The following is a 26,167-nucleotide window of genomic DNA, read 5'->3' as shown; positions in this document are numbered from 1 at the left end:
CGTTCGCGGCGCGTACAGGAAAAGGGGAGAGTATCGATGAGCAGAGCCGAACTTCTGGTCCGTCTTCAGAAAGTCCAGCAAACCCCGGAAATGCAGGGACGCAACATCCGAAGCATCGCGTCGATCCTGTCCAACGAGGCTTTGCTGAAGCATGTCGAAGTCTGCGAGGAAGCGGTGGAAAAGGCGCGCCGCGTCAACTGACGCGAACCGCACCGCCACCATCCCCCACGAGCCCCGGCGCCCGGCGCCGGGGCTTTTCTTTTGCGCAGGGCCCCGTGCAACCGTCGGGCCGATACCGGCTTTATCATCCGTCGACAACGATCATGGATGACACATGCCTTCCGACCCAGCGCCTCGAAAACACAAGCCCGTCGAAGTTGCCGTCTTCGCACCCTGGCCGCTTTTCACCATCACCATCGAGCATCTGGCGAGCGGAGAGGACGAGGTCTACTTCCACGCCGGTGGCCAGGGTGTCTGGGCGGCGCGCATGGCGGCGGAACTCGGCGGCAAGGCGATGCTCGTCGGCCCGGTCGGGGGCGAAGCCCGCACGCTGATCGAGGCCCTGGTGCGCGCGGAAGGGCTGGATTTTCGCGCCGTGCCGATCCGCCACGCCAATGGCGGCTACATCAACGACCGGCGCGGCGGCGAGCGCAAGGAGATCGCCAGCGTGCCGCCCCCGCGGCTCGACCGGCACGAGGTGGACGATCTGTACAATGCGGCGCTGGCAGAGGGCGTACGCTGCGGGACCATCATCGTGACCGGCGTCCCGGACGGTGCGGTCCTGCCGGTGGAGACCTATGGCCGGCTGGCCCGCGACCTGAAGGCCAATGGGGTCATATCGATCGCCGACATTGCCGGCACGGTGCTGGAGGCGGTGGAAGAGGGGCTGACTCTCCTGAAGGTCAGCCATGAGGAGCTGATGGCCGCCGGGCTTGCCAAGGACGATAGCCGCAAGAGCCTGATGCGCGCCATGGAGGGCCTGCAGAAGAAGGCGGAGGCCATCGTTGTGTCCTGCGCCGGCGCCGGCACCCTGGCCGTCATGGACGGCCGCTTCTGGGAAGCATCCGCTCCGCAGCTCACCCCGCGCGACCCCACAGGCGCCGGCGATTCCATGACCGCGGCCCTGGCCGTGGCGCTGGCGCGCGGCGACGGGCCAGAGGATTGCCTGCGCCTTGCCAGCGCAGCGGGTGCGATGAACGTGACACGGCACGGGCGCGGCACAGGCAACATCCATGACATCGAGATCATGGCCGGACAGGTGACGATCAAGGAAATCAAATGAGCGACGTCGATCTTCGCGATATTGAGCAGATGGCCGTGGAACTGGCCCATCTGGCCGGCGACCGCATCACCGCCTCGCTGGGCCAGGCGCTGGCGGTGAAGTACAAGAAGCTTGCCTCTGCCGAGGAGGCCGAGTTTCGTGACCCGGTGTCGGAAATCGACAGCGCCGTGGAGGCCGTCCTGCGCGAGCGGCTTGCCGAGCGCTACCCGAGCCACGCCATCGTCGGCGAGGAAGAGGGCGGCGGCGATCTGCCGCCGGCGGAGTGGACCTGGGTCATCGACCCCGTCGACGGCACGGCCAACTTCGTCAACGGCTTTCCCATCTTTGCCGCATCGATCGGGATCGTCCATCGCGGCGATCCCGTGGTCGGGGCGGTCTGGTGCTCCACCAGCCACGCCTTGCGGCCGGGCGTCTACCATGCTGCGCAGGGCGGGCCGCTCTTCTTCGACGGCGCGCGTATCGACAGCGTGGATCGCTCCGCCGTCCGCCGCCGGATCGTCGCCATGCCCAACCTGATGACCGACATGACGCTCGGCTACGAGGCCCGGCAGACGGGATCGGCCGCGGCCGAATGCGCCTTCGTGGCGGCAGGGCTCCTGGCCGGCGCGCGGTTCGATGCGCCGAACATCTGGGATGTCGCGGGGGGTGTTCCCCTGGTCCGCGCCACCGGCGGAACGGTGCTGACGCGCTCGGCCGCCGACGCGGAGTTTACCGATTTCACCAAGTTCGACGCACCTGCCGGGCAGATTTGGCGGCAGCCCATGATCATCGGCAGCGGCGAGGCGGCGAGTGCCCTGGTGCTGACGACATAAAAACTGCCATGCGGCGCTGCGCAACCCTTTCGCAGCGCCGCCGACAGGCTTAATCGGATGGGACATCGAACCGTCATCCAGCCTTAGCAGTCACCATGTCAGCGCAGTCCAATCCGACCCTTCTCGTGACCGGCATCGGCATGACGCTGTGCGCGGGCATGCTCTTTGCCACGATGGACGGATTCGCCAAGACGCTGGCGGCCACGCTCCCCGTCATGCAGGTCGTGTGGGGCCGGTACATCTTTCATACGCTGGCGGTCGGGTCCGTCCTCGCCGCGCGGCACCGGGGCATCGGCTTCCTGCGGACGCGCCATCCGGTGCTGCAGTTCCTGCGCGGTATGGCGCTCCTGTCATCGACCTTGATGATGTATCTGGCGCTGTCGCACATCCCGCTGGCGGACGCGACTGCCGTCCTGTTCTTTTCGCCGGTCTTCGTGACGCTCCTATCCGTCGTCTTTCTGGGGGAGCGGATCGGCATTCACCGGATCGTGGCGGTGATCGCCGGCTTCGTCGGCGTCATGCTGGTGGTTCGGCCGCAATTCGGCGGTACCGACCCATGGCTGCTGCTGCCGCTCGGGGCCGTCGTCTCGAATTCGCTTTACCTGATGATGACGCGGCGGCTGGCCGGGCGGGAAGATGCCGCCGCCACGCAGTTCAACACGACGGCAGCCGGCGCGGTGATCATGAGCGTTCTGGTCGCCTTCGTCTGGCAGCCTCCGACGCTGGCGCAGTGGGGCATGTTGATGGCCGCGGGCCTGCTCGGCGCCTGCGGCCATTCGCTCCTGGTCAAGGCCTTCGCCGTTGCCCCGGCGTCTCTCCTGTCGCCGTTCCTCTACTCGCAGGTTATTTTTGCGAGCGCGATCAGCGTGGCCATCTTCGGGGATCCGATGCACCCGCTGACGCTGGCCGGAACCGGCATATTGATCGCCAGCGGGGTCTATATCTGGTGGCGGGAAAACCGGCGCAGGCTCACCGTCAGGCCGTCCACCCCCCGTCGATGACGTGGATCTGCCCGGTCGTATAGGTGGCCGTTGCCAGGTGGAGCGCCAGATTGGCGATCTCTTCCGGCTGGCCGATCCGCCCGATGGGCTGGCGGGCGATGAAGGCCGCGCGTGCCCCCTCGTAGTCGCCGCCGGCGCGCAGCCGCTCCTGCAAGGATGGCGAATCCACCGTGCCGGGGCAGATGGCGTTGCAGCGTATCCCCTTGGCCACATAGTCGGCGGCGATGGATTTGGTCAGGCCGATGACGGCCGCCTTGGTAACGCTGTAGGCGAAGCGGTTCGGCACGGCCTTCACGCTGGAGGCTACGGAAGCCATGTTGATGATGCTGCCGTCGCCCCGGGCGAGCATGCCCGGCAGGGCCGCCTGGATGGTGCGCATCTGGGCGCGCACATTGAGTTCGAAGGCGAAGTCGAGCTCGGCATCCGTGCAGTCCAGGACCGTGCCGGAATGGACGACACCCGCACAGTTGAAGAGGATATCCAGCGGCCCGGCTTCCGCCACCGCGGCGTTGACCGCGTTCCGGTCGAGCACGTCGAGGCGCCGCGTCTCCACGCCCGGCAGGCTGCCGAGCTGCGCAAGGGCGGATTCGTTGATATCGGTGGCAATCACACGGGCGCCTTGCGCGGCGAAGAGCTCGACCGTGGCGCGGCCGATCCCCTGGGCCGCGGCGGTGATGAAGGCGGTCTTGCCGGCCAGCATGGTCATGAGATGTCGTCCTTCCGTTTTCCCGTCCGCGTTCCATAGGAGGAAGCGGACGGAAAGGGCAAGTGGTTAGACCAATTTATGCTATATCCGTCCGAAGCACGTGATCGGGCCGGGTGCTGTACTTCAGGACCAGGCGGACATTCGGCAGGTCGTTGCCTTCCAGCTTCTCGTCCATCATGGCGTCGTCATAGGAAAAGCCGAGCCAGCGTTGGGTCAGCCGGGCCTTGAGCGTGGCGGGATCGGCGGTCACGAAGACGGTCAGGTCGAAGCGGGGCTTCAGATCACGCCAGCCTTCCGCGTCGAGCAGGAGATAGTTCCCTTCGACCAGGATCACCCTTGTCGTGGCTGAGATGATGCGTCCCCCCGCCCGGGAAATCTCCAGGTCACGATCGAAAACCGGAACGGCGATTTCCTCGCCTCCGTGCTGGGCCAGACGGTCCAGCATGGCGGTCAGCCCGCCGAGATCGAACGTATGCGGGGCGCCCTTGCGGGGCCGGTGGCCGCGTGCGTTCAGCACCGCGTCGTCGTAATGATAGCCGTCCATCGGCAGGATGTCGGCGAGACCCGGCCGTTCTGCGTTGAGCGCGTGCTTGAGCCTGTCCGACACGGTGGATTTGCCGGCGCCGGGCGGGCCGGCCAGTGCGACGAGCCTGCGCTGGCCGGGCTGTGTCCGGGACAGGATCAGATCCGTCAGGCCGTCCAGCCCGATGTACGGGGCTGTCTCCCACTCAGCCGGCATCGGGCGTCAGCCCTGCCGCTTCGATGCCGGCCTTGGCGGCAATCTCGTCATTGTCGGACGTATCGCCGGTAATGCCGACTGCGCCGACTATGGCGCCGTCCTGTCGGATCAGCACGCCGCCCGGAACCGGGACGAGCTTGCCGCCGGCCAGCGCGTTCATGGACTGGATGAAATAGGGCTGTTCCTCGGCGCGCTTGAAGATGGCGCGCGAGCCCATGCCGAGCGCGATCGCGCCATTGGCCTTGCCGATCGCGATGTCCGGGCGCATGCGAGAGGATCCATCCTGGCGCTCCAGCGCCACCAGGGCGCCGCCGGCATCGAGCACCGCGACGGTGAGCGGCTTGAACCCGGCATCCGATGCCTTGGCAAGGGCGGCCGAGATGATGGTGCGGGCGGTGTCGAGGTTCAGCGTCATGCGGTCGTTTCCTCCGGACTGATGGATCGCCCTTCGGGATGTAGCAAGCCGGGTGCCCGCGCGCAAAGCCCGTCTCAGGCAAAGCGGCGCGCGGCATCCAGCGCAAGGCCCATGCCGACGCTGCCGAAGGCATCCGAGCGCAGAAGGGCCGATTGCGGCAGGAGCGCCGTCACCGCCGCCTGGATGGCCGGCACTTCCGCGCCGCCGCCCGTCAGGATGACGCTGTCGACCGCCGCATGGGCGACGCCTGCGCTGTCCAGCGTCTCCTTCAAGGTCCGGCCGATGCGCGCCACCAGCTCCTGCGTGGCCGCCGCGAAGGCAGCTTGGCTTACGGGAAGATCCACATCCAGACCGGGCTCGGCCAGTTGGACAGATGCGTGCGGCGCGTCCGTCAGGGAAATCTTGGCAGCCTCTACTGCGCCGGCGAGCCGGTGCCCCGAGCGATGCTCGATCAGATGCGCAAAGCGCTCGACCCGCGCTGGTTCGGCCGCTTCACGGGCAAGCGCGGCAATGTCGCGGCGGACCTGCGGCGTATAGAGGAAGTTGATGCGATGCCAGGTCGCCATATCGTTGAAGTACCAGACCGGCAGGCTGCGCTTGCCGTCGGACGTCATGGTGCCGAGGCCGAAATGCGGCATGACCGTGCGGATGCTCATCAGCCGGTCGAAATCCGTGCCGCCGATATGGACGCCGGCGGATGCCAGAATATCGCTTGACCGGTCGCTCGCCCCATGGCCGGCCTTGGCCCGCTCGGGCGACAGGCGAACGAGCGAGAAGTCCGACGTGCCGCCGCCGATATCGACGATCAGCGCAAGCTCTTCGCGGTCTATGGCCGATTCGCGATACAGCGCCGCGGCGACGGGTTCGAACTGGAACTCGACATGGGAGAAGCCCTCCGCCCGGGCTGCGGCGGCGAGCTGGTCCTGGGCGGTGCGGTCGGCCACCGGGTCGTCATCGACGAAATGGACCGGACGCCCCAGGACGATCCTGTCGGCCGGCACGTTTGCTGCCTCCAGCCGTTCGCGCATGTGGCGCAGGAAACGGCCGATAAGGTCCTGGAAGCTCATGCGCTCCCGGCCGATCAGCGTCGTCTCCTTCATGAGGCTTGTGCCGAGAATGCTCTTCAGGGCGCGCATGAAGCGGCCTTCCGCGCCCTCGACATATTCCCGGACGGCCTGCCGTCCGAAATAGGTCCTGCCGTCTTCCAGGCTGAAGAAGAGCGCGGAGGGAATGGTGGTGGCGTCCCCCTCGACGGGGAGGAGCCGCGCCGGCCCGCCGCGGGCGGCGACGCCAAGGGTCGAGTTCGTGGTGCCGAAATCCAGTCCGGCGGCGATCGTCTCGGTCATGTCAGATATCCGGTCATGCGCCGGGCCGACCCGGCACAGGGCACGGGCTGGCCGGGGTCAGCTATCCATCTTCAGGGCGGCAATGAAGGCTTCCTGGGGGATCTCCACCTTGCCGAACTGGCGCATCCGTTTCTTGCCTTCCTTCTGCTTGTCCAGAAGCTTGCGCTTGCGGGTCGCGTCGCCGCCGTAGCACTTGGCGGTCACGTCCTTGCGCAGGGCAGAGATGGTCTCCCGCGCGATCACCTTGCCGCCGATGGCGGCCTGGATCGGGATCTTGAACAGATGCTGCGGGATGAGTTCCTTCAGCTTCTCGCACATGGCGCGTCCGCGCCGCTCCGCCTGGTTGCGGTGGACCAGCATGGACAAGGCGTCCACCGGCTCGCCATTCACCAGAATGCCCATCTTCACGAGGTCGCCCTCGCGGTAATCGACCATCTGGTAGTCGAAGGAGGCATATCCCTTGCTGATGGATTTCAGCCGGTCGTAGAAGTCGAAGACCACTTCGTTCAGCGGCAGCTCGTAGGTCACCATGGCGCGCTTGCCCACATAGGACAGGTCCATCTGGATGCCGCGGCGCTCCTGGCACAGTTGCAGGATGTTGCCGAGGTAATCGTCCGGGGTCAGGATCGTGGTGCGGATCCAGGGCTCCTCGATCGTGTCGATACGCACGACGTCCGGCATGTCGGCCGGGTTGTGGAGCTGAATCTCAGTCCCATCGTTCATGCGGATCGTGTAGACGACCGACGGCGCGGTCGCGATGAGGTCGAGATCGAATTCGCGGCTGAGCCGCTCCTGGATGATTTCCAGGTGCAACAGGCCAAGGAAGCCGCAGCGGAAGCCGAAGCCGAGCGCGGCAGAGGATTCCATCTCGAAGGAGAAGGACGCGTCGTTGAGGCGCAACTTGCCCATGGCGGCGCGCAGATCGTCAAAATCGGCGGCGTCCACGGGGAACAGGCCGCAGAAGACGACGGGCTGGGCCGGCTTGAAGCCGGGCAGCATCTCGGCGGTCGGGCGCTTGTCCTCGGTGATCGTATCGCCGACGCGCGTATCGGCCACTTCCTTGATGGAGGCGGTGATGAAGCCGATCTCTCCGGGGCCGAGCGCATCCACGGCCACCATCTTGGGCGTGAAGACACCGACGCGGTCGACGGGATACTTGGCGTCGGTGCCCATCATCCGGATGGTCTGGCCCTTCTTCAACTCTCCGTCGATGACGCGCACCAGCACCACGACGCCGAGATAGGGATCGTACCAGCTGTCCACCAGCATCGCCTTCAAGGGGCGGGTGCGGTCCCCGTCGCGCGGGGGCGGCAGGCGGGTGACGATGGCTTCCAGCACCTCGTCGATGCCGATGCCGGATTTGGCGGAGATCATCACCGCCTCCGACGCATCGAGGCCGATCACCTCCTCGATCTGCTCCTTGACGCGGTCGGGCTCGGCCGCCGGCAGGTCGATCTTGTTGAGGACGGGCACGATCTCCAGATTGGCGTCCAGCGCCAGATAGACATTGGCCAGCGTCTGCGCTTCCACGCCCTGGGCGGCATCCACCACCAGAAGGGCACCGTCGCAGGCGCTCAAGGAACGGGAGACCTCATAGGCGAAATCGACGTGACCGGGCGTGTCGATCAGGTTCAGGACGTAGCTTTCCCCATCCTTGGCCGTGTATTGCAACCGCACCGTCTGGGCCTTGATGGTGATGCCGCGTTCGCGCTCGATATCCATGGAATCGAGCACCTGATCCTTCATCTCGCGCAGGTCCAGGCCGCCCGTCTGCTGGATGAGCCGGTCGGCAAGGGTCGATTTTCCGTGGTCGATATGGGCGACGATGGAAAAGTTGCGGATGTGGTCGAGGGCGGTCGTGGTGCTCATGGCCCCGCATATATTCAAATCCGAGGCAAACAGGAACAGGTTTCGCGCAGGCGGCGGCCGTCAACGTGGATCGAGCGCCGCCTGCCAGGCCGCGGGACGCTCCGTCTGCGGCACGACGTCGACCGCGTGGAAGGCGGCCTGGCCCCCCATGGTCGTGACGACGCCGGCCACCGGCGCGACGTCGGCATAGTCCCGCCCGATCGCCACCGCGATATGCCCGTCCTCCACCACGCAGCCATTGGTCGGATCGAAGCCGACCCAGCCGAGGTCGGGCCCGAGCCAGGCCTCGACCCAGGCGTGCATGGCATCGGCCCCTTCGACGCGCGGCGCGCCGTCCGGCGGTTCGGTGCGCAAAAAGCCCGAAACATAGGCGGCCGGTATGCCGAGATGCCGCAGCCCCGCGATCATCAAATGCGCAAAGTCCTGGCAGACGCCCCGCTTTTCCCGCAGCACGGTCGTCACGCTGGTGGTCAGATCCGAGAAGCCCGGCTCATAGGCGAATTCGTCGCGGATCGCCCGGGCCGCGGCCAGGAGGCCCGGGCCGAGCGATCCCGCCGACAGGCTTTGGCGGATGAAGGCGCCGGCATCGGCCTGCGGCGCAACCAGGCGGCCGGCCGCCGACAGGAAGGCCGGCGCCGTCCCGTCCGCGCCCCGGCTGAGGGCCGCGGCCTCCACCACCTCGCAAAGGGGCGGCGCGGTGTCGAGCGCCGGCAGGCCCCGCGCGACACCCACCCTCGCCATAAGGGTGACGGACAGGCTGGCATGGGGCGCACGCAGGAGCACATGCTCGGTGCGGTTGCCGAAGAAGCAGTGATCGACGCGGTGCTCGCTCGGCGTCGGGTGGATGACGAGCCGCGCGGCCTCCAGCGTCTGGCCCCGGTCGGTGCGCGGGGTCAGCCGCAGCACATGCCGTGCATCGCGCACCGGCGGAGCGTAATCGTAGCCGATGCGCAGGCGGATATCGTAGCGCATCATTCCACCCGTCCGCTCTTCAGCGCAGCATCGGGGCCGGCTGACGGGGTAAAGCAGGTCGCCGCCAGAAGATCGGAGATGTCGGCAAGATCCTGGCCGATCCGCCGCAGGAAAGCTTCCGTCACCTCCGGCGCGGTCGCGGTGCGCAGGCGGACAGAGAGGCGCGCCGCGCGGGCCAGCGGCGCCTGTGGCGGGGAATCCGCCTCGTCGCCGGGCAGCGCCAGCATGACGGCTTCCAGCTCCTGCGCCACGGTGGCGAGGGATCGCGGGTTGAGCGGGTCGAGGACGGCCATGTCCAGCACGGCCGGCCGCCACAGCTCCACCGAGTAGCGGCGCCGATAGGTCAAGCGGCTGTCGGCCAGTTCCAGCATGGCGTCGAGCGCGTCGTCGCCCAGGGCCGGGGCGATCAGGTCGGCCAGGGTCTGCGAGGCGGCGATACCGCGTTCGATCTTGCGGCCGCATTGCAGGAAGCGCCAACCGTCGAGCCTGTACATGTTCTCGGCCACGAGGCCCGTGAAGCCCGCCAGGCGCCCCAGCACATTGTTGGCGACGGTGATGTCGTCCTTGCCGCCCGGCTCCAGGAGCCGTGGCACCTCGGACAGGACGCGCCAGCCATCGGGCGAGAATCGGTCGCGGATGCGGAAGGCGATGGCGCGGGCCGTTTCCGCCAGGGCCAGAAGTCCGGCGCGCGGCGCGCGCGGCATGACGCCGAAGCGCGCCAGACCATGCCGCAGCGCTGCATCGACAGGGCCGGGCAGGGTGCCGTCGGCCCGGTCGCGATACAGGCGGACGAGGCGGGTGGCCTGATCCAGTCGCTCCACCTGGCGGCCGAGCCAGAACAGGTTGTCGGCGGCGCGGGCCGGCAGCGGGCCGGGGCGCTGCCGGCGGAAGGGGCGGGTGCCGGACAGAAGCGTCACCTCGTCGCGAATGCCGTCCGACAGGACCCAGACATCGACAGAGCGCCCGCCATCCCGGATGCTGCCGGCATCCGAGCCCCCATCGGCGGCGATCCGCGCAAAGCCCCCCGGCATGACGCGCCATGCACCAGCGCAGCGCGCCAGATAGACCCGCAGGACCAGCGCCCGGGGTGTGAGCGTTCCACCTGTCAGGAAGGGGGCAGAGGCGGTGGGCCCCGTGCCGCGCCGCATCCGCATGGCGAGCGGGCCGCCGGTCAGGTGCTCGGCCAGCGCATCCTCGTAAGGTGCGAGCGCCGGGGATTCCAGAATGCCCGCGCCGAGCGCGTTGACGATGCGCACCGAGCCTGCCCGAATGGCGCGGCACAGGCCCGGTGTGCCGATCTGCGAGGTGGGCAGGAGCTCCAGGGGATCGGCATAGTCGGCATCCATGCGGCGCCACAGGACCTTCAGCACCCGGTCGCCGCCCACGCTGCGCAGGAAGACCTTGTCCGCCGCCACGGTCAGATCGCCGCCTTCGACCAGTTGCAGCCCCAGATACCGCGCAAGATAGGCGTGCTCATACGCCGTTTCGCTCATCGGGCCGGGCGTCAGCACTGCGATGCCCCCGCCGCCCAGCCGGTCCGCGACATCGTGCAGCTCGTCCCGGAAGGCGTGGAAGAAGCCCGCCAGGCGCTGCACCTGCGCGGTTTTCAAAATATCCGGGAAGGCCTTGCCGGTTGCAACCCGGTTCTCCAGCGCGAAGCCGGCGCCGGAGGGCGCCTGCGTGCGGTCCGCCACGACATCCCAGCCGCCATCCGCCCGTGGCCGCAGATCGATCGCCAGGAAGGTGAGCAGCGGTTGCCCGCTCGCCGCCTGGTTGGCGAGCGGCAGCAGGAATTCGGGGTCGCCCGCAAGGACCGATGCCGGCAGCACCCCGTCCCGCACCACGCTGCGCGCACCGTAGAGATCGGCGAGCAGCGCCTCCAGATACTGCGCACGCGCCTTGAGGCCGCGTTCCATGCGCTGCCATTCGGCGGCATCGAGGACGAGCGGCAGGAAACCGAGCGGCCAGCCGCGCTCCGCGGCATCGCCCGCATCGCCTTCGGCGGCATCGCGGTAATGGACGCCGGCCTGTGTCAGGTACTGATCGGCCCGGCCGAGGCGCGCCTGCAGCTCCCAATTGTCCATCTGGGCGATGCGGTCGGCCAGGAAGCGATAGTGCGGGCGCAGCGCGCCGTCCGGTCCCACCATGATGTCGGGACCGGCCGGCCGGTAGGCGGCCAGGGATGTGCGCGGTGACAGGTCAGAAGGCAAGATGCGGCGGACGCCTCAGATCCAGTGTCATGGGGAAGGACGGGTCGGGAAGCTCCCGCGTGGGGGCGAAGTGACCCGGCGTATGGCCGAAGGCCTGGAACCGCGCCAGCCGCCGCGCTTCCGCCTCATAGGCATTGACGGGCAGCGTCTCGTAATTGCGGCCGCCCGGATGGGCTGCGTGGTAGGTGCAGCCCCCGAGCGAGCGCTGCGACCAGAGATCGTAAATGTCGAAGGTGAGGGGCGCATTCACGGGCAGGGCCGGATGCATCCCGCTGGCCGGTTGCCATGCCTTGAACCGCACTCCGGCCACCGCCTCTCCGCTGACGCCGGTTGTTTGCAGGGGCACGAAGCGGCCATTGCAGGCGACGACATGGCGGCCCGGATCGTAGCCCGACAGCTTAACCTGCAGCCGTTCGACAGAGGAGTCGACGAAGCGCACCGTGCCGCCGATGGCGCCCGTTTCGCCCATGACGTGCCAGGGTTCGAGGGCCTGGCGCAGCTCCAGCGTAACGCCGCCCTCCTCGACCTTGCCGCAGAAGGGGAAGCGGAACTCGGCCTGCGCCTCGAACCATTCCGGGCGGATCGGATAGCCCGCGCGGTTCAGATCCCCCAGCACGCCCAGGAAATCCTGCCACAGGAAGGCCGGCAGCATGAAGCGATCGTGCAGGGCGGTGCCCCAGCGGGTCAGCCGCCCCTCCTGCGGCGCGCGCCAGAACCACGCGATCAGCGCGCGGATCAAAAGCTGCTGGGCCAGCGACATGCGCGCATCCGGCGGCATTTCGAAGCCGCGAAACTCCACGAGTCCGAGCCGGCCCGTCGGCCCGTCCGGCGAAAAGAGCTTGTCGATGCAGATTTCGCTGCGATGGGTGTTGCCCGTCACGTCCACCAACAGGTTCCGGAACAGACGGTCCACCAGCCAGGGCGGCGGCGGGGCGCCGGCGCCCGGACCGGGCACCTGCGCCATGGCGATCTCGAGCTCGTAGAGGCTGTCGTGGCGGGCCTCGTCGATCCGCGGCGCCTGGCTTGTCGGTCCGATGAACAGGCCGGAGAAGAGATAGGACAGCGATGGATGGCGCTGCCAATACACGATCAGCGACTTCAGGAGATCGGGCCGCCGCAGGAAGGGGCTGTCCAGCGGCGTGGCGCCGCCGACGACAACGTGGTTGCCACCACCCGTGCCGGTGTGGCGCCCATCGATCATGAATTTGTCGGTGCCCAAGCGCGAGTGCCGGGCATCTTCGTAGACGCCGGTCGTGGTGGCGACCGCTTCCGCCCAGTTGCGCGCCGGATGGATGTTCACCTCGATCACGCCGGGATCGGGCGCGACGCGGATGACCTCGATCCGCGGGTCGAAGGGCGGTGGGTAGCCTTCGATGCGCACCGGCAGCCCCGTCTGCGCGGCGGCCACCTCGACGCCGGCCAGAAGGTCGAGATATTCGTCGGCCGAGGTGAGCGGCGGCATGAAGACGCAGAGAAGGCCGTCGCGCGGCTCGATGGACAGGGCCGTGCGGACGGCGCCGGCGATCTCTCCCGGTTCGGCCTCGGGCTGGGGGGCGGTGGCCGGCGCGGCGGCGTCGATCCGCATCTGTGCGCGGTGGCGCTCGACCGGATCGGGCAGGGCGCCGAACTCCTGCATCGGATCGGCCGGGTTCACGTAAGGATAGGCCGTGGGCGCCAGATGCGGCAGCGAGGCGAGCGGCAGGCGGTAGCCGACCGAACTGTCGCCGGGGACGAGGAAGAGCTTGCCGCGGCGGGTCTGCCACGCTTCCGACATCCAGCGCCGGGGGGAGTTGGCCGTGGACGCCTGCCACGACTGGATCGGCAGGACCATGCCGGAGGGGCGGGTCAGGCCATGGTCGAAGACACGGGCGAGCCGGGCCCGTTCCTCCGGGTCATCGAGGCGGGAATCGCCCGGGTCCACATTGTCCGGAAGCTTGGCTTCGCGCGCCAGCCAGTAGGCCGGATCCTCGAAGGCGGGCTGGGCATGCGCCGGATCGACACCGAGCGTGCGGGCGATGACACCGACCAGCTTTTGCGCATCCTCGATATCGACCGTGCCCTCGGCCGGCGTCGGCTGGGGCTCGGTCCAGACCGGCTTGCCGTCCTTGCGCCAGTAGATCGAATAGGTCCAGCGCGGCAGGCTCTCGCCGGGATACCATTTGCCTTGCCCGAAATGGATAAGCCCGCCCGGCGCGAAACGGTCCCGCAGGCGCTGGACCAGCGTTTCCGCAAGCCCCTCCTTGCTAGGGCCCGTCGCCTCGGCGTTCCATTCCGCCCCTTCGAAATCGTCGATGGAGACGAAGGTCGGCTCGCCGCCCATGGTCAGCCGCACGTCGCCGGCGGCAAGCTCGGCGTCGATGGCCGTGCCGAGCGCATCCAGCGCGTCCCAGCTATCGTCCGGGAAGGGATAGGTGACACGGGGACGCTCGGCGATGCGCGCCACATGCATCTGGAAGTCGAAGGTGACCTCGGCATAGTCGACGGCGCCGCTGATCGGCGCGGCCGAGGCGTAGTGCGGCGTCGCCGCCAGCGGGATATGGCTTTCGCCCGTCAGGAGGCCGGATGTCGCATCCAGCCCCACCCAGCCGGCGCCGGGCAGGTAGACTTCGGTCCAGGCGTGCAGGTCGGTGAAGTCGTGGTCCGTGCCGGCGGGCCCCTCCAGCGCCACGACATCGGGCTTGAGCTGGATGAGATAGCCGGACACGAAGCGCGCCGCCAGGCCAAGATGGCGGAAGATCTGGACGAGCAGCCAGGCGGAGTCCCGGCAGGAGCCCGACCCGCGCGTCAGCGTTTCTTCCGGCGTCTGCACGCCGGGCTCCATGCGAATCACGTAATTGACGCGGGTGGTGACGCTCTGGTTCAGCGCCACCAGGAAATCGACCGTCGCCTTGGGGGTCAGGTCGATACCGTTCAGGAATTCCTGCAGCAGCGGTCCGGCGGGATCATGCGCCAGATAGGGCTTGAGCTCTTCCCGCAGGTCGGCCGCGTAGGCGAAGGGGAAAAGCTCGGCATAATCCTCGATGAAGAAGTCGAAGGGATTGTAGACCGACATGTCGGCCAGGAGGTCGACCTCGATCTTGAATTCCGTGGTTGGCTCCGGAAAGACGAGCCGGGCCATATAATTGCCGAATGGATCCTGCTGCCAGTTCAGGAAGTGGTTGGCCGGGGTAATCTTCAGCGCATAGGACGGAACCCGTGTGCGCGAATGCGGGGCCGGTCGCAGGCGGATCGTCTGCGGGCCCAGGCGCACGGGCCTGTCATAGCGATAATGGGTGAGATGCGTCAGGGCGGCCAGTATCGACATCGGTCCGGTGCGCGCCTTTGCGGAAGCGTTGCTCTTGCGCAGGGACAATAGACGAACCGCAATCCTCCACAAGCGTTTGCATCGCAGCATGGAACCGAAAGCTGCACCGCACATTCCTGAGCGCTGCATCGAACGAGCCACCGCGTCCCCTTGCCTGTCTGGCCTCTCACTGAAGGCGCATTCCCATGAAGCTCTTCTCCTGCCCGTCCTGTGACCAGGTTGTCCACTTCACCAACACGGTGTGTGAGCGCTGTGGGCACGCGCTCGGCTACGAGCCCCTGTCCAACCGCATGCTCGCGCTGGAGCCGGACGGGACCTACTTCGTCTCGGTCGGCAAGCGGTCGAAGGGCGATCACTGGAAGTACTGCGACAATTTCCAGTACGGGGTCTGCAACTGGCTCCTGCCGTCGGACAGCCCCGAGACGCTGTCGATCGCCTCACGCTTCAACCTGACGGTGCCGGACTTGAGCGACCCGCAGAATGTGGCGCTGTGGCAGAAGATGGAGTTCGCTAAGCAGCGGCTCATCTACACGCTGATGCGGCTGCATATGCCGCTGATGACCCGGGCGGAGGATCCGGAGGGGCTGGGCTTCCAGTTCCTGACGCATGATCCGGAAACCGGCGGCAACGTCATGACGGGCCATGATCGCGGCCTCATCACCATTGCCCTGGCAGAAGCCGACGATGCCGAGCGCGAAAAGCGCCGCGCATCGATGGGCGAGCCCTACCGCACGCTGCTCGGCCATTTCCGGCACGAAATCGGCCATTGGTACTGGGACCGCCTGGTGCGGGACGGCGGAGCGCTCGATGCCTGCCGCGCCCTCTTCGGCGATGACAGCCAGGATTACGGCGCGGCGCTGCAGGCGCATTATGCCAACGGCCCCAAGCCCGGCTGGCAGGAGGAGTTCGTCTCGTCCTATGCGGCGGCCCATCCGTGGGAGGATTTCGCCGAGACCTTCGCCCACTACATGCACATCGTCGATACGCTGGAGACCGGTGGCTCCTGGGGCATGACCCTGTCGCCGCGGCTCGACCGCGAGGGGATCCTGACGACCGAACTGGACTTCGACATTTTCGGCCCCGAAACGACCATGGCGCAGATCGCCGAGGCCTGGCTGGCCTTGTCTTCGGCGCTGAACGCGCTGAACCGATCCATGGGTCTGCAGGATCTGTACCCCTTCGTCCTGTCTCCGGCGGTCATCGAGAAGCTCGGCTTCATTCATGACCTCGTGCATGGCCGGGTCGGCCACGCAGCCGGCGCGGGCCTGTCGGAGGAGCTGGTGGAAAGCCAGCTGCCGACGGGCACCGAGGCGCCTGACATGCCGGCGCCGCATGCGACGGCCGCCAACACCAACGCCGCCTGAGGCGCAGGAGAGCATCGAATGGCCGATGAGGGACGGACGGGCGCGAGCTTCGCGCTGGAGACGCAATGGGGCGCGCGGCCCGTCGAGGGCGGCGCCCTGTTCCAGCTATGGGCGCCGGATGCCAGGTCGGTCGCCCTCGTCGCCGGCGAGGGGGGCGACGATACCCGCACCCTCGACATGGCGCGCGAGGAGGATGGCTGGTGGCGGCTCGTTACGGACGCGGTTGCCGTCGGTGGCGGCTACGGCTTCTCGGTCGATGGCGGAAAGCGCGTTCCAGACCCGGCCTCCCGCTCCCAGGTCTTCGACGTGCATGGCCCTTCGCGGCTCGTCGATCCGCGCGCCTATGAATGGCGCAGCACCGGCTGGACGGGACGGCCGTGGCACGAAACCGTCTTCTACGAATTGCATGTCGGCACCTTCACGCCCGAGGGCAGCTTCAGCGGCGTCATCTCTCGGCTGGACCACCTGCGCGATGCGGGCATCACGGCGATCGAACTCCTGCCGATCGCCCAGTTCGGCGGGCGTCATGGCTGGGGCTATGACGGCGTGCTTCTCTATTGTCCGCATAATGTCTATGGCGGCTATGAGGGCCTGAAACGTCTGGTGGATGCCGCGCATGAGCGTGGCATCATGGTGTTCCTGGACGTCGTCTACAATCACTTCGGACCGGACGGGAATTATCTTCCGGCCTATCTGCCCTCCTTCTTCCATGCGGATATCAACACGCCCTGGGGGCCGGCCATCGCCTATGACGAGGCGCCCGTCCGTGCCTTCATGATCGAGAACGCGCTGTACTGGCTGGAAGAGTTCCGCCTGGACGGGCTGCGTCTGGATGCCATCGATTCCATCAAGGATACGACCGACAAGAGCTTCGTGGAGGAGCTGGCTGAGACCGTGCGGGTGCGGATCACCGATCGGCATGTCCACCTGACGACCGAAGACGAACGCAACATCACGCAGTTCATCGAACGCGGGGCCGACGGGTCGGTGCCGCGCATTTCGGGCGAGTGGAACGACGATTTCCACCATGCTGCCCATGTGCTGGCGACCAACGACCGCGAAGGCTACTACATCGACTACGAGTGGGAGTCCGCCGAACAGATCGCACGGGCGCTGGCCACGGGCTTCGTCTACCAGGGCGAACACTCGCCCCACCGCAAGAAGATCGTCGGCGAAGCATCTGAGCACCTGCCCCCGACGGCCTTCGTGAACTTCCTGCAGAATCACGATCAGATCGGCAACCGCGCCTTCGGCGATCGCCTGCGCAGCCTGTCGTCGGCGCGAGCCTTCGATTGCCTCCAGGCCATTCTGCTCCTGTCGCCGCAGATCCCGCTGATGTTCCAGGGCGACGAGTTCGGGGATTGCAACTCCTTCTGCTTCTTCACCGATTTCGATGGAGAGCTCGGTGCGGCCGTGTCGCGCGGCCGCAAGGCGGAGTTCGCCCACTTCTCGGCTTTCGAGGACCCGTCCGCACAGGAGGTCTTCCCCGATCCGAACGACTATTCCACTTTCACCACCTCACGGCTCGACTGGAGCCTTCTGGAGCGGCCGGTCAACCGGCGGCGATTGCAGGTGAACAGCGAACTTCTGAGTCTGCGGCGCGAAGTGCTCTTCCCGCTTCTGGCGCAGGCGCCGGGCGATTGCGGGCAGGCCGTGGTGGACGGGCGCGCCTTCATCGTGTCCTGGCAGCTGGCGCCGGGGCAATTCTATCACCTCTTTGCCAATCTGGAGGATGCCGAGTGGGAGATCGGCGACGATTTCGACGGCACGCTTCTCGACGATGCAACGGAAGTCTTCAGCAATCATGCCCATACGGTCGAGGAACTGAAAGAGGGGAGGATGCGCGGATACAGCGTCGCGTTTATCCTGACCGGACGAGACTTGACCGAAGGCCTGAGTGAATGACCCCGACACTGGAAGAGCTTGCCGCCAGCCATGGCATAGAGACGCGCTATGTTTCCGAGACGGGCGATGCGCGCCAACTGGGCGACGCCGCCCTGCGCTCCCTGCTCGCGGTGTTGCGGGTCGATCCCGACAAAGGCGCGCCGGGCAGGTTCGAGACTGCCCGCCACACGCCGTCTCTATCCTGCGTCTCGCCCTCCGGCCGGCGGCTCTGGGGCGTCACATGCCAGCTCTACAGCCTGCGTTCGGAGCGCACGCTCGGCTTCGGCGATTTTGAGGACCTGGCAAAGCTGGCGGAGGTGGCCGGCGCGGCCGGCGCGGGCTTCCTGGGCGTCAACCCGCTGCATGCCCCCTTCCTGGCCAATCCGGGCCATTACAGCCCCTACTCGCCATCCACCCGCCGGTTTCTGAACCCCTTCTGCATTGCCGTGGATCGCCTTGACGGCGGATCGGACGTCAAGGCGCGGATGGTGGCGGAGGAACCGCGGTTGCTCGATGGGCTGAACGATGACCTGATCGATTATGCGCGCGCCGGCAGCGTCAAGGCACGGCTGCTGCGCGCCGTGTTCGACGAGGGCCGCGCCGTCGATGGGCAGGCGCTGACGGCCTACCGCACGCGGCATGGCGCGGGTCTTGAGCAGTTCGCGCTTTTCGAGGCCATCTCCGCCTATGTCGTGGCAGGGGGCGGCGGCGCGGGCTGGCTGTCCTGGCCCGAGAGCTTGCGGGATGTGAACGGCGCCGCCGTTGCGCAGTTCCGCAACGACCACGCCTCCGATATCGCCTTCCACGCCTGGCTGCAGATGGTGGCCGAGGAACAGTTGCACGATGCGCAGCGCCGGGCCCTGGCGGCCGGCATGGCCGTGGGCCTGTATCTGGACCTGGCAGTTGGCGTTGCGCCGGACGGGGCGGAAACCTGGATCGATCCGCAGGTCACCGTGCCGGATGCACGCGTCGGCTCGCCGCCGGACATGTTCAACGCAGCCGGGCAGGACTGGGGCCTGGCACCCCTGTCGCCGGAGGTTCTGGCCGAGCGGGGCTACCGCCCGCTGGCAGAAGCCTATGACGCGATGATGCAGCATGCGGGCGCCGTGCGCATCGACCACGTGATGGGACTGGCCCGGCTCTGGTGGATCGCCCGCGGGCACGATGCATCAGAGGGTGGCTATGTCCGGTACCCGCTGGGCGCGATGGTCGATGTCGCGGCGGATGCGTCACGCCGGCACCATTGCCTCGTCATCGGGGAGGATCTGGGCACCGTACCGGACGGTTTCCGCCCGGTGATGGACGAGGCCAATATCCTGTCCTACCGGGTCCTCTATTTCGAGAAGCGCGGCGGCCACGGCTTCGTGCCGCCGCAGGACTATCCGCACCGCTCGCTCGCCTGCATCTCGACCCACGATCTGGCGACGCTCAGCGGCTGGTGGTCGGGCACGGATATCGAATTGCGCCAGACGCTCGGCCGCCAGGACGAGGCCGCCACGGATCGCGACCGCCTGGAGCGGGATGCCGATCGCCGCGCCCTCCTGCGCGCACTGGACGAACAGGGGCTCCTGCCGCAGGACGCAAAGCCATATGTGGCGCCGGATGCGGCGCTCCCCGATGCGCTGTCGCAAGACCTCGCCATCGCCATCCATCGCTTCGCCGCGCGCACGGCATCCCATCTGGTGGCCGTCCAGCTCGACGACATGATCATGGCAAAACGCCAGCCCAACATGCCCGGAACGACGGACGCCTATCCCAATTGGCGGATCCGCAGCGAGGTGCCGCTCGAGGCACTGGCCGGGAACGAGACATTCACCAGCATGGCATTGGCCATGCGCGAGGAAAGGCCATGACACCATGACGCGGCGACCGCTCTGTGCCACCTATCGCCTGCAGTTCCGAAACGGTGTCGGATTTGCCGAAGCGACGGCTCTGGTGCCCTATCTGAAGGCGCTGGGCGTCAGCCACTTCTATGCATCGCCCATCTTCGAAGCCTCTCCCGGTTCGACCCATGGTTACGACGTGGTGGATTACAACCGCTTCGAGCCCGAACTGGGCGGAGAGGAAGGCTTCACCGCTTTGTCCGATGCCCTGCGCGCGGCGGGGATCGGCCTGATCCTGGACTTCGTTCCCAACCATATGGGCGTATCCCCGGCCAATCGCTGGTGGGAGGACGTCCTGCGCTGGGGGGAGGAGAGCCGCCAGGCCGACACGTTCGACATTTCCTGGGAAGCCGAGCGCATCCTGATCCCCGTCCTCGGCCGTCCCTATGGCGAGGCGCTCGAAGGCGGGGACCTCACCATCGTGCTCGATGCGAAGGATACGGCATTTCGCTTTTCGGCCGGGGGCTACGAACTCCCCATCGATCCGCGGACCTTCCCGGACATCTTCGCCTTTCTGGACCACCCGTTACGCGAGCCGCTGATCCGCCGCTTTGCCGCAGCCGTACCGGCCGATGCGCAGGACCTGTCGGAACGGCTGACCGACAGTCTGAAGAATGCCGGCTTCCGCACGGCGCTCGACAGCGCGATCGAGGCCATCAACGCCGACCGCGCCGCCCTTCACGCCCTCCACGAGCGCCAGCACTGGCGGCTGGCCTGGTGGCGGCTGGCGCGCGAGAAGCTGTCCTACCGCCGCTTCTTCGAGATCGCCGACCTGATCGGCGTGCGCCAGGAGATTCGCCGCGTCTTCCGGGACAGCCACCGCCGGGTCGTCCGCCTTGCGGGCGAGGGGCGGCTCGACGGCATCCGCATCGATCACGTGGACGGCGTCGCCGACCCCAAGGCCTATCTGTCCGATCTGCGCGAGGCCATGGGCGCGGCGGGCAAGGACGATATCGTCATCCACGTGGAAAAGATCCTGACCGGACCCGAACGCCTGCGGCGAAGCTGGAATGTGGAGGGCACGACCGGCTACGAATTCATCACCGCTTTGTCGGGCCTCTACGTGGATGCGGCCCAGGAAGAGGCGATGTCCGCCGCCTACGAGGACTTCGTCGACGATGCCGCGCGGCTCGAAGCGCTGGTACACAAGCAGAAGCGCGCGATCTTCAGCCAGAACCTGGCGGGTGAACTCTCTGTCCTGTCGGACGAGGCGCTGGGTGTTGCACGGCGTGGCCTGTCGACGCGTGATTTCGGGCCCGACACGCTGACCCGGTCGATCCTGGAAGTGGCGACGGCGCTCCCCGTCTACCGCACCTATTCCGGTGTGGACGGCGTGCCGCCGGAGGATGCCGCGATCATCGACGAGGCCGTGGCCTGGGTGAAGGCGAACCGCAAGGTGGAAGCCGACGAGCCGGTGGAGTTCGTCGGGCGGCTCCTGAAGCTCGATTTCGAGGACGGGCGCGACATGGCCGGTGCGCTCAACTTCACGCGCAGGTTCCAGCAGACCACGGGCGCCGTCATGGCGAAGGCAGTCGAAGACACGGTCTTCTACCAGTGGAACCGGCTGATCGCCCTGAACGAGGTGGGCGGGGAGCCCGACCATTACGGGGCCGACCCCGCAGCCTTCCATGCGGCCATGGCCGTCCGGATCGAGGACCAGCCCGAAGGGCTCCTGGCCCTGTCGACGCACGATACCAAGCGGGGCGAAGATGCCCGGGCCCGTATCTACACGATCAGTGAAGCGCCGGAACAGTGGAACGCCATCGTCAAGGAGATGGCCGGGCGTCTGGCGCATGTGCGTGAAAGTTTGGAGGACGGGGGCGTGTCCCCCGATCCGGCGACCGAATGGGGCTTCTACCAGTCCCTGCTCGGCGTGCTGCCGGCCGATTTCAACCCCGCCGATGGAAAAGCGCGCGAAAGCATCAGCACGCGCATGAAGGCCTTTATGCAGAAGGCCGTCCGCGAGGCCAAGCGCTTCACCAGCTGGACCGCGCCGAACGAGCCTTACGAAGCGGCCCTGGAGCGCTTCGTGGAGGCGGCCATCGAGGACGAGGCCGTCATTCGCCCGTTCTGGGAATCTGTCCAGCCCTTCGTGGCGGCTGGCGCGCTGACCAGCCTGTCGCAGACCCTGATCCGGCTGGGCGCCCCCGGCGTTCCGGATATCTATCAGGGCACCGAATTCTGGGACAACAGCCTCGTCGATCCCGACAACCGCCGACCGATCGATTTTGCGGCCGTTCAGGCTGCCCTGGAGGCGGGGGAAGACCCGGATGCGCTCGCCGCCGCGTGGCGTGACGGGCGGGTAAAGGCGGCCTTGAACGCTGCCGGCCTGAATGAGCGCGCAGCCGCACCGGACCTCTGGACCTATGGCGCCTATGTGCCACTCGAACTGGAGGGGCCGGCCGCGGGGAATTTCATCGCCTTCGCAAGGGTCAGCGGGGAGCAGGTGGGCATCGTGATCGCGCCGCGGCTCTGCCTCGGCCTCCTCGATGGTGCGCGCGATTTGTCGCCGGCGCAGTTGCGCTCGACCACGATCACCCTGCCGGATGCGCTGGCCGGGCTTGCGCTCCGGGATCGGCTGACCGGGCGCAGCCATGGCCCCGGGCAGACGCTCGATCTGGCCACGCTGTTCGGCCCGCTGCCGATGGCGCTCCTGGTGACACGCGCGCACTGAACACGGATACAACCAGACACCCCTTGCAAAGCGCGCGCAACGCCGCTCAATCTTGCACCGCAAAAGACGGTCGGCCTTTGCCGGCCGTCGCGGACTGTAAGAGGCGGGGGCTGCGCGCGTGGCAATATCCAAAATTCTGGTGGCGAACCGGTCGGAGATCGCGATTCGGGTCTTTCGTGCGGCCAACGAGCTCGGCATCAAGACCGTCGCCGTCTGGGCAGAGGAAGACAAATACGCGCTGCATCGCTTCAAGGCCGATGAAAGCTACCAGATCGGCCGCGGGCCGCACCTGAGCCGAGACCTCGGCCCGATCGAATCCTACCTGTCGATCGAAGAGATCCTGCGGGTGGCACGCCTGTCCGGCGCCGATGCGATCCACCCTGGCTACGGGCTCCTGTCGGAAAGCCCGGAATTTGCCGATGCCTGCGCAGAGGCGGGGATCGTGTTCATCGGCCCACGCCCCGACACGATGCGCCGGCTCGGCAACAAGGTGGCGGCCCGCAACCTGGCGATCGAGGTCGGCGTGCCGGTCGTCCCGGCGACCGATCCGCTGCCGGACGATATGGATGCCGTGGCCGCCCTGGCGGAGACGATCGGCTATCCGGTCATGCTCAAGGCATCGTGGGGCGGCGGCGGGCGCGGCATGCGGGCCATCCGCGCGCGTGAGGACTTGGCGCGTGAGGTGACGGAAGGCAAGCGCGAGGCCAAGGCCGCCTTCGGCAAGGACGAGGTGTATCTCGAAAAACTGGTGGAGCGCGCCCGGCACGTGGAAGTGCAGGTCCTGGGCGATACGCATGGAACCGTCGTCGATCTGTATGAGCGCGACTGTTCCATCCAGCGGCGCAACCAGAAGGTCGTGGAGCGTGCGCCGGCCCCCTATCTGTCCGATGCGCAGCGCCGCGAACTGGCCGGCCATGCCCGCCGGATCGCGGAAGCGACCGACTATGTGGGCGCCGGCACTGTCGAGTTCCTGATGGATGCCGATTCGGGGGCCTTCTACTTCATCGAGGTCAATCCGCGCATCCAGGTCGAGCATACGGTCACCGAGGAGGTGACGGGCATCGATATCGTCAAGGCGCAGATCCACATCCTGGACGGGCATGCCATCGGCACACCCGAATCGGGCGTGCCGGCCCAGGCCGATATCCGGCTGAACGGCCATGCCCTGCAATGCCGGATCACCACAGAGGATCCGGAGCACAATTTCATCCCCGATTACGGCCGCATCACCGCCTATCGCGGGGCGACGGGCTTCGGCATTCGGCTGGATGGTGGAACGGCCTATTCCGGCGCGGTCATCACGCGCTTCTACGATCCGCTTTTAGAAAAGGTCACTGCCTGGGCACCGAGCCCCGAAGAGGCCATCGCCCGGATGGACCGCGCCCTGCGCGAGTTCCGGATCCGTGGGGTGGCGACCAACCTGACCTTCCTGGAAGCCATCATCGGCCATCCGCGCTTCCGGGACAATTCCTATACGACCCGCTTCATCGACACGACGCCCGAGCTCTTTGCCCAGGTGCGCCGCCGCGACCGGGCGACCAAGATCCTGACCTATCTGGCGGATGTGACGGTCAACGGTCATCCCGAGACGCGGGGCCGGCCGAAGCCGCCGGCCGATCTGCGCCGGCCGCAGGCGCCCATGTTCCGCAACGAGATCCAGCCCGGGACGCGCCAGCGCCTGGACGCGCTCGGGCCGGAGGGCTTTGCCCGCTGGATGCTGGAGCAGCGCCAGGTGCTCATCACCGATACGAGCATGCGTGACGGGCACCAGTCGCTTCTGGCCACCCGCATGCGCACCCACGACATTGCCGCTGTGGCCGATTCCTACGCACGCGGGCTGCCGCAGCTCCTCAGCCTCGAATGCTGGGGCGGGGCGACCTTCGATGTCGCGATGCGCTTCCTGACGGAGGATCCATGGGAGCGGCTGGCGCTGGTTCGACAACAGGCGCCCAATATCCTGTTGCAGATGCTTCTGCGCGGTTCCAACGGGGTCGGCTACACCAACTACCCCGACAATGTCGTGCAGCGCTTCGTGGCGGAGGCGGCGCGCGGCGGGATCGACCTCTTCCGCGTCTTCGACTGCCTGAACTGGGTGGAGAATATGCGCGTCTCCATGGACGCGGTGCGCGAGGCCGGGAAGCTGTGCGAAGGCACGCTCTGCTACACGGCGGACCTGTTCGACGAAACGCGGCCGACCTACGGCCTGGCCTACTACGTGGAACTGGCGAAGGAGCTGGAAGCGGCGGGCGCGCATATCCTGGGCGTCAAGGATATGGCGGGGCTCTTGAAGCCGGCTGCCGCGCGGCTCCTGTTCCCGGCGCTGAAGGATGCGGTGTCCATCCCGATCCACTTCCATACGCACGATACGTCGGGCATCGCCGCGGCCACGGTTCTGGCGGCGGTGGACAGCGGCGTGGACGCGATCGACGCCGCGATGGATGCACTGTCGGGCAACACCTCGCAGCCGTGCCTGGGCTCCATCGTGGCGGCGCTGGAAGGCTCCGAGCGTGACCCGGGCCTGTCGCAGGACGCCATCCGCCGCATTTCCTTCTACTGGGAAGCGGTGCGTGGCCAGTATGCCGCCTTCGAAAGCGACCTGAAGGGGCCTGCCTCCGAAGTCTACCTGCATGAAATGCCGGGCGGCCAGTTCACCAATCTGAAGGAACAGGCTCGCGCACTCGGCCTCGACACGCGCTGGCACCAGGTCGCGCAGACCTATGCCGACGTGAATCGCATGTTCGGCGATATCGTAAAGGTGACCCCGTCCTCCAAGGTGGTGGGCGACATGGCCCTGATGATGGTCAGCCAGGACCTCTCCGTTCAGGATGTGGAGGATCCGAATCGCGAAATCGCCTTCCCGGACTCCGTCGTCTCGATGCTGCGGGGCGATCTCGGCCAACCGCCGGCCGGCTGGCCCAAGGCGCTGCAGGCCAAGGTGCTGAAGGGCGAGGCGCCGATCACCGTCCGTCCGGGCGCGCTGATCGCGCCGGCCGACCTCGACGCCGAGCGCCGGCGCGCGGAGGAGAAGCTCGGCGGCCCCATCGACGACCAGGCTTTCGCCAGCTACCTCATGTACCCCAAGGTCTTCACCGATTTCGCCCTGGCGGCCGACCGGTACGGGCCGGTCTCTGCCCTGCCGACGCTCAACTACTTCTATGGCGTGCAGCAGGAGGAAGAGGTTCTCGTCGATCTGGAGCGCGGCAAGACGCTCGTCGTCCGGTGCCTTGGCCTCGGTGATACGGACGAGAAGGGGATGCGCACGGTCTTCTTCGAGCTGAACGGCCAGCCCCGCCGCATCAAGGTGCCGGACCGCTCGCGCGCCGATACGGTAATTGCCCGCGCCAAGGTGGATCCGGGCAATGCGTCGCAGGTTGGCGCGCCGATGCCGGGCGTCGTCTCCACGCTTGCCGTGTCGGCCGGGCAGACGGTCAAGGCCGGGGATATCCTCCTGTCCATCGAGGCGATGAAGATGGAGACGGCGCTCCACGCGGAGCGCGACGGCACCATCCAGTCGGTGAACGTGAAGGCCGGCGACCAGATCGACGCCAAGGATCTGCTCGTAACCTTTGCCTAAGGGCACCTGAACAATGCCGGGCGGGCCCCTTGCCACGGGGCCGCCCGGACCTGCGGCCTATGCGTGTCCCATGACGCTTGGAATCCGCGGCAGCGTCTATCGAGATCTTACGAATTTTTCGCGCCGCGGTCG

At 67.2% G+C, this 26,167-nt stretch carries 17 protein-coding genes; 9 read left to right on the top strand and 8 right to left on the bottom strand.

Annotation, left to right across the window (positions count from 1 at the left end; genetic code table 11):
* Nucleotides 1–36: 36 nt before the first annotated feature.
* From AUL30_RS19945 to AUL30_RS11235, 4 genes are all read left to right on the top strand, one after another.
* Nucleotides 37–201 (top strand): hypothetical protein, encoded by a 165-nt coding sequence (locus tag AUL30_RS19945; RefSeq protein ID WP_192843056.1) that lies wholly within the window; start codon nucleotides 37–39, stop codon nucleotides 199–201.
* Between the two features lie 133 nt (nucleotides 202–334).
* The gene (locus AUL30_RS11245; protein WP_062227978.1) at nucleotides 335–1,282 is read left to right on the top strand and encodes a 1-phosphofructokinase family hexose kinase; all 948 of its coding nucleotides are present in this window, start codon (nucleotides 335–337) and stop codon (nucleotides 1,280–1,282) included.
* Nucleotides 1,279–2,094: an inositol monophosphatase family protein gene (locus AUL30_RS11240; protein WP_062227977.1), complete on the top strand. Its 816-nt coding sequence runs from the start codon at nucleotides 1,279–1,281 to the stop codon at nucleotides 2,092–2,094. The genes AUL30_RS11245 and AUL30_RS11240 overlap by 4 nt, the downstream gene beginning before the upstream one ends.
* Nucleotides 2,095–2,189: 95 nt before the next feature.
* Nucleotides 2,190–3,095 (top strand): DMT family transporter, encoded by a 906-nt coding sequence (locus tag AUL30_RS11235; RefSeq protein WP_083507870.1) that lies wholly within the window; start codon nucleotides 2,190–2,192, stop codon nucleotides 3,093–3,095.
* Here AUL30_RS11235 and AUL30_RS11230 read toward each other — a convergent pair.
* From AUL30_RS11230 to AUL30_RS11195, 8 genes are all read right to left on the bottom strand, one after another.
* Complete coding sequence (locus AUL30_RS11230; protein WP_062227976.1) at nucleotides 3,070–3,801, bottom strand: SDR family oxidoreductase; 732 nt, start codon at nucleotides 3,799–3,801, stop codon at nucleotides 3,070–3,072. The genes AUL30_RS11235 and AUL30_RS11230 overlap by 26 nt on opposite strands.
* A 76-nt stretch (nucleotides 3,802–3,877) precedes the next feature.
* The gene (locus AUL30_RS11225; RefSeq protein ID WP_062227975.1) at nucleotides 3,878–4,540 is read right to left on the bottom strand and encodes a nucleoside/nucleotide kinase family protein; all 663 of its coding nucleotides are present in this window, start codon (nucleotides 4,538–4,540) and stop codon (nucleotides 3,878–3,880) included.
* The gene (locus tag AUL30_RS11220; protein ID WP_062227974.1) at nucleotides 4,530–4,955 is read right to left on the bottom strand and encodes a GlcG/HbpS family heme-binding protein; all 426 of its coding nucleotides are present in this window, start codon (nucleotides 4,953–4,955) and stop codon (nucleotides 4,530–4,532) included. Before AUL30_RS11220 ends, AUL30_RS11225 begins: the two co-directional genes overlap by 11 nt.
* Nucleotides 4,956–5,029: 74 nt before the next feature.
* Nucleotides 5,030–6,301 (bottom strand): Hsp70 family protein, encoded by a 1,272-nt coding sequence (locus tag AUL30_RS11215; protein ID WP_062227973.1) that lies wholly within the window; start codon nucleotides 6,299–6,301, stop codon nucleotides 5,030–5,032.
* Nucleotides 6,302–6,358: 57 nt separating this feature from the next.
* Nucleotides 6,359–8,170 carry a translation elongation factor 4 gene (gene lepA, locus AUL30_RS11210; RefSeq protein ID WP_062227972.1) on the bottom strand — a complete coding sequence of 604 codons (1,812 nt, stop codon included), beginning with the start codon at nucleotides 8,168–8,170 and terminating at the stop codon, nucleotides 6,359–6,361.
* A gap of 60 nt (nucleotides 8,171–8,230) precedes the next feature.
* Nucleotides 8,231–9,145 carry a transglutaminase family protein gene (locus AUL30_RS11205; protein WP_062227971.1) on the bottom strand — a complete coding sequence of 305 codons (915 nt, stop codon included), beginning with the start codon at nucleotides 9,143–9,145 and terminating at the stop codon, nucleotides 8,231–8,233.
* The gene (locus AUL30_RS11200; protein WP_244490800.1) at nucleotides 9,142–11,352 is read right to left on the bottom strand and encodes a circularly permuted type 2 ATP-grasp protein; all 2,211 of its coding nucleotides are present in this window, start codon (nucleotides 11,350–11,352) and stop codon (nucleotides 9,142–9,144) included. The genes AUL30_RS11205 and AUL30_RS11200 overlap by 4 nt, the downstream gene beginning before the upstream one ends.
* Nucleotides 11,342–14,656, bottom strand: coding sequence for a transglutaminase family protein (locus AUL30_RS11195; RefSeq protein WP_062228045.1), 3,315 nt, complete (start codon nucleotides 14,654–14,656; stop codon nucleotides 11,342–11,344). The genes AUL30_RS11200 and AUL30_RS11195 overlap by 11 nt, the downstream gene beginning before the upstream one ends.
* A 185-nt stretch (nucleotides 14,657–14,841) precedes the next feature.
* Between AUL30_RS11195 and AUL30_RS11190 the strand changes: the two genes are divergently transcribed.
* The 5 genes from AUL30_RS11190 to pyc all read left to right on the top strand — a co-directional run bounded on the left by AUL30_RS11190 (nucleotide 14,842) and on the right by pyc (nucleotide 26,035).
* Nucleotides 14,842–16,020 carry a zinc-binding metallopeptidase family protein gene (locus AUL30_RS11190; protein ID WP_083507869.1) on the top strand — a complete coding sequence of 393 codons (1,179 nt, stop codon included), beginning with the start codon at nucleotides 14,842–14,844 and terminating at the stop codon, nucleotides 16,018–16,020.
* A gap of 18 nt (nucleotides 16,021–16,038) precedes the next feature.
* A complete protein-coding gene (gene treZ / locus AUL30_RS11185; RefSeq protein ID WP_062227970.1) occupies nucleotides 16,039–17,925 on the top strand; it encodes a malto-oligosyltrehalose trehalohydrolase in 1,887 nt (628 codons plus the stop codon).
* Entirely contained in the window at nucleotides 17,922–19,757 is a 1,836-nt protein-coding gene (gene malQ, locus AUL30_RS11180; RefSeq protein ID WP_062227969.1) for a 4-alpha-glucanotransferase, read from the top strand. The genes treZ and malQ overlap by 4 nt, the downstream gene beginning before the upstream one ends.
* 4 nt (nucleotides 19,758–19,761) lie before the next feature.
* Nucleotides 19,762–22,461: a malto-oligosyltrehalose synthase gene (treY, locus tag AUL30_RS11175; RefSeq protein ID WP_062227968.1), complete on the top strand. Its 2,700-nt coding sequence runs from the start codon at nucleotides 19,762–19,764 to the stop codon at nucleotides 22,459–22,461.
* Nucleotides 22,462–22,579: 118 nt separating this feature from the next.
* Nucleotides 22,580–26,035 carry a pyruvate carboxylase gene (pyc, locus tag AUL30_RS11170; RefSeq protein ID WP_062227967.1) on the top strand — a complete coding sequence of 1,152 codons (3,456 nt, stop codon included), beginning with the start codon at nucleotides 22,580–22,582 and terminating at the stop codon, nucleotides 26,033–26,035.
* Nucleotides 26,036–26,167 lie beyond the last annotated feature (132 nt).

It is taken from the genome of Aureimonas frigidaquae, from assembly GCF_001463905.1.
GTDB lineage: Bacteria > Pseudomonadota > Alphaproteobacteria > Rhizobiales > Rhizobiaceae > Aureimonas > Aureimonas frigidaquae.
The sequence above is the reverse complement of the archived record's forward strand: the minus strand, read 5'-3'. Positions and strand labels throughout refer to the sequence as shown.